Source organism: Bradyrhizobium sp. Ken64 (assembly GCF_055807555.1).
Window position 1 is genome coordinate 1 of the sequence record NZ_JBVVPA010000057.1, and the last position, 4,379, is coordinate 4,379.

Here is a 4,379-nt window from a genome sequence, read left to right on the forward strand (position 1 = left end):
GAGGTCCCCCTGAGCGCCGATACCCGCGTCTATGTCGGTGACGTCATGACGCTGGTCGGCAGCACCCGCAACATCGAACGCGCCGCCTCGCAGGTTGGACAGATCCTGAGCTCGGAAGACCGTACCGACATCGCATTCCTTGCGGCAGGCATCGCCGTGGGTCTGCTCGCCGGACTCGCGAGCGTCAAGATCGGGTCGGTGCCCCTGACGTTGGGAGGTGGCGGCGGCGCCCTGATTGCGGGGCTCTTCTGCGGCTGGCTACGGTCGCGGCGACCGACGATGGGCGCAATGCCGCCTGCAGCGCAGCAGACGCTGAGCGATCTCGGCCTTGGCGGCTTCATCGCGGCGATCGGGCTCGGCAACGGCCACGCGGCCTGGGTCGCGATCCAGTCACATGGCATGCTGCTGGTCGGCATGGGCCTGGTCGTCACGCTGGTACCGCTGATTGTGACCACCCTATTCGCGCATCGCGTGCTTCGCATGAACCCGGTCATCATTTGCGGCGCGCTGGCCGGCGCCATGACGGTCGACGCCGCCGTGACCGGCGCCTGTGATGTCGCAGAAAGCCAGACGCCGGTGCTCGGCGTCGCGGTGCCCTACGCTGTCGGAAACGTTGTGCTCACCGTGCTTGGCCCCATCATCGTGGCCAGCACTTTCGCCGGTTGAAGGAGGCGCGGCGTGGATCGCCGGTTGGCACCGGCTACGGCGCCGCCGCCATCGACATCCCCTAGCGCGGCCTCTACTTCTTCTGGCGCTCAGCAACTCGTCTGCCGTGACCGGGTCGGTGATCAAATTCTCACCACTCGCTTTGATGGTCCGCACAGTGGTGGGGCTCTAACGCCATCAACCGCTCTTGCAATTCTGGACCTCTCCTTCCGGCGAGGCGCACGTCAAGCAGAATGCAGCCTGGGACCTCGTCGCTCGGCAAGCAATCGAACCCAAGCAGAGCCGAAGGATAGGTTTAGGTTGGGACCTCACATCTAAACCCCGACAAAAGAAGCGCTGTGGATTTGCGGAGGTTACGCTGGCATCAAGGAGATGAGCACTGTCCGAACAACCATCAATTCCAACGAGTTCGGCATCCCCATCGGCCGAAGCGTTCCTGCGCTCCTCTCGGTCAGACAATTGTGCACTGCGGCGCGGCTATATTAACCGTCAGTCTAGAAGGGGGAGCATTGGCGAATGGGGCGGCACTTGTGAACTACGCGACGCAACGGCGAGGGCTCGTTGGAAATGCTTGCACAATGTGCGAACTATAAGCGCCGGGCCAAGGCAGGACGACTACGATTCCGGTGGTGGAACCGCCTTAGGGAGAGCCCACCGTGCCCGAGCCTTCCGGCGCACCGTGACATGCAGTTGCAAGCCCAGCGCGTCCAGGACCGTCAAAACGGTTGTGAAATTTGGATGCTTTAGACCACCGACAAAGGCGCGATAGAGGGTCTGCCGCGCGATCCCGCATTCGTTGGCGATGTCGGAGACGTTGTAATCGCGGAGAGCAGAGCCGATTGCCTGGCAAACCTCGGTGATGTCCGAACTCTCAAAGGCGCGATTGATGGCGTCGGCCGCGTCGCGGCGGCTTAAGGGGCGGCTTGGCAGCTTGAGAGATCGTTCGGACATGTTCTCTCCAATAAAAAAGGCCGGCATCTCTGCCGGCCTAATTTACTGGAGAAAGGATGGAAGGACGAGGCTTAGTATCTCGCCGCCACCGGCGCACCGTACCCGCCGAAGCGATAATTGACGCGCAGTGTGACCATATCTACGTCTTGGTTGATCCGGTTCAGCGCACCAGCAACGATGGGGTTGGCAACCGAGAACGAGTTGTTTGCGTTGCCCATGAACAGATGATCGTATTCGATGCCAGCTGACCAGTTCGGTGCGAAACCATACTCCCAGCCGACACCCACCGTCCCGCCCCAGCGGGTTGCACTTGCAGCTGCCAGTTCAGCTCCGCTGAGCGTGCCCAGGATGCTGAAGCGGTTGCTCGTCACCGCCGCGCCGCCTTTGACGTACAGCAAGGACGCGTTCCAGGAATAGCCGATCTGGCCGGTGAATAGCCCGATGCCGTCCGTTTTCGTGCGGGTCGAGAACGCCGGGTTGATCAGGCTGACACGCTGGCTGCTGAGGTCCGCCCAGTCACCTTGAGCTTCCAGGCCAAACACCCACTGGCTCGCCTGCCATCGATACCCAACCTGACCGCCGATCAGGCCGCCAGAGCGTTCGCGACAGCCATCAGCAGTCACCACGCCGGCCGCACCGACGAAATCCCAGCAATTGCGGCTTTGACCCCAGCCACCGTTCGCGCCGATGTAAAAGCCGGTCCAATCATAGATCGGCGCAACCATCGGGGGCGCCTTGGTGTAGGGACGGGCCGCCATATCTGCAGCGCTCGCAGGAGCGGACATGCTCAGCGCCACAGCGCCAATTGCACCAACCAAAATCTTCTTCATATGAATTTCTCCCAGTCCGCTTCCGTTGTCCCCGAAGCGTCAGGCTAGGCAGGAGCGCCCCTCATGATTCCTGCTCCTTTTTTAGGCGAGATGCTGCCTGTGGGATGTAGCGTGGAAGTCACACTTGCGAACGAAATGGCCCGCAAGTTGTTAATCCAGCTTAAGAATTGAGTTCCATGGTCCGCAGTTTGGGTCTTCAAATTGCAAAGTCCGCTCGGGATCAAAAATGGAAGAATTGAACGTGAGCAGATGTCTTCCGCATTGGTTCAGTAAGCGGAGCTCGTGGATGAAATTTCGCGGTCGCTGCATCTCATTAGAGCTTGCCTCTCATTAGAGCTTGCCTCAGGCGCAAACCGCAAACAGCTTCACCACGTATACCGGACGCCAGCTGCTCCGCGAATGCTATCACGCCTGCCGCCGTCAGTGTGGCCGACAGCGAACTGGTAGTCGGCATTGGCGTAGAAGCTGACGTTGGCGTTCATCCTCACACTCACCCCACCTCCGAGTTGCAGGCGCGTGGCCTGCTCAAGCAAGGGCACCAGATCGACGCCGGAAAACGTCGTCGTCGCCTGCGCCGCCCAAGTTGCTGCAGCTAATGGAGCTAGAAATCTGCAAGCTTGCTTAGCCGGATACTCTAATTGCCAGCCAACAAGTCTGAACCCAGATGAACAATTGCGAGTAGCTGGGGCAAGTCGGGATAGGAATTTGCAAGCCTGCTTAGCAGGCTACTCGAATTGTCAGCCCACAATCCTAAGCACAGACCAGCAGCTTCGCGTAGCTGCGGCAAACCACGACCGAAACGTACAAGCGTGCATGTCGGGCTATTCGAACTGTCAGCCCACAAGCCTGAGCGCCGACGAACAGGTCCGTGTCGCTGCAGCAAGTCGGGCTAGAAACCTGCAAGCTTGCTTAGCCGGATACTCTAACTGCCGAGCAGACGTGCTCTCTAGGGAGGAGACAGCGGCGGTTACGGTGCGCCGCGCCGAGCGAAACTATTCGGCATGCCTTGCAGGGTACTCGAATTGCAAACCCGAAGACCTCTCGCAGGAACAAAAAGACAAGGTTACCGCACGCGATGATGAGCGAAAGACCACAGCTCCGCCTGGCGTCATACCGCTTCCTACTTATGTTCCGGGGGGGACGTGTGCAGAAAATGGATCATGCTACGGGGACGTCAGCACTATTACCGGACAGCCTAAAACCATCGCCGTGAGTGGCTATTATAGACGCGACGGCACTTATGTCCGTGGTCACTATCGTAGCCGCCGATAAATGATTTGCCGGAGCGCAGGAGAGCGACCACCATCATTTGGCGATCTTCTTTTTAAGCTTCGCTTCACGTCGCCGCGCCGCGCGGTTGTTCGTCTCTTTGAAGGCGTCCGGCATTGATGCGTTCACCACTTTGCGGTTCTTCGGGAGCTTCGTCATAGTTTTGGCTTCCCCCATTTTGGGCCGGAGACACGGTCACAGACTATCGCAGTTGTCATCATCACGACAGCGCCAGCTTCTCGACGGCATCACGCGGGCAGGCCACCGGGTGCAACGCCGAAGGAAGCCCGTACAGCGCGCCGCCAGGGCCGGGCTACGGACCAGCGGGCAAGCCCGGCCATCGCATCCAGCCGTCGCGCACCGCCGTCCTCCGAGCCGCGGGCGCAGCCGACCACGTCAAACCTCGTCGGGCGCAAGCGTCAACCCCGCCAAAACAGCAGGCTGTGAAACTAGGGCCTAATAGGGCCCGGCGGTTTCGGGCCGGAGGCAACGCCAAGCGCCGATCCTAATAAGCCATTCATTGGTCGAGGCTTTTTGGTTTTGTCCGACCGCGCGAAATCGCTGGACGACAGGACCACACGGTTTCGCCGTACGCACGGCCCGCCCTTTCGCCGCAGTTTTTCCAGCCCTGTCGACGGAGCCGGAAACTTACAGACGAGACGA

The 4,379-nt window shown here is 60.2% G+C and carries 5 protein-coding genes; 1 reads left to right on the forward strand and 4 read right to left on the reverse strand.

The features are described from left to right. The coding region (locus tag AC0L2F_RS35470; RefSeq protein WP_473251493.1) for an aspartate-alanine antiporter-like transporter at positions 1-666 on the forward strand (666 nt) is incomplete at its 5' end. A gap of 615 nt (positions 667-1,281) precedes the next feature. Here the strand turns inward: AC0L2F_RS35470 and AC0L2F_RS35475 are convergent. From AC0L2F_RS35475 to AC0L2F_RS35490, 4 genes are all read right to left on the reverse strand, one after another. Continuing rightward, positions 1,282-1,617: a helix-turn-helix domain-containing protein gene (locus AC0L2F_RS35475; RefSeq protein ID WP_473251494.1), complete on the reverse strand. Its 336-nt coding sequence runs from the start codon at positions 1,615-1,617 to the stop codon at positions 1,282-1,284. Between the two features lie 71 nt (positions 1,618-1,688). Continuing rightward, on the reverse strand, positions 1,689-2,447 hold the full coding sequence (locus tag AC0L2F_RS35480) for an outer membrane protein (RefSeq protein ID WP_106947076.1): 759 nt from the start codon (positions 2,445-2,447) through the stop codon (positions 1,689-1,691). Between the two features lie 365 nt (positions 2,448-2,812). Continuing rightward, positions 2,813-2,986, reverse strand: a complete 174-nt coding sequence (locus AC0L2F_RS35485; RefSeq protein WP_473251495.1) for an autotransporter outer membrane beta-barrel domain-containing protein — start codon at positions 2,984-2,986, stop codon at positions 2,813-2,815. A gap of 766 nt (positions 2,987-3,752) precedes the next feature. Then, on the reverse strand, positions 3,753-3,875 hold the full coding sequence (locus AC0L2F_RS35490) for a hypothetical protein (protein WP_275949050.1): 123 nt from the start codon (positions 3,873-3,875) through the stop codon (positions 3,753-3,755). Between the last annotated feature and the right edge of the window lie 504 nt (positions 3,876-4,379).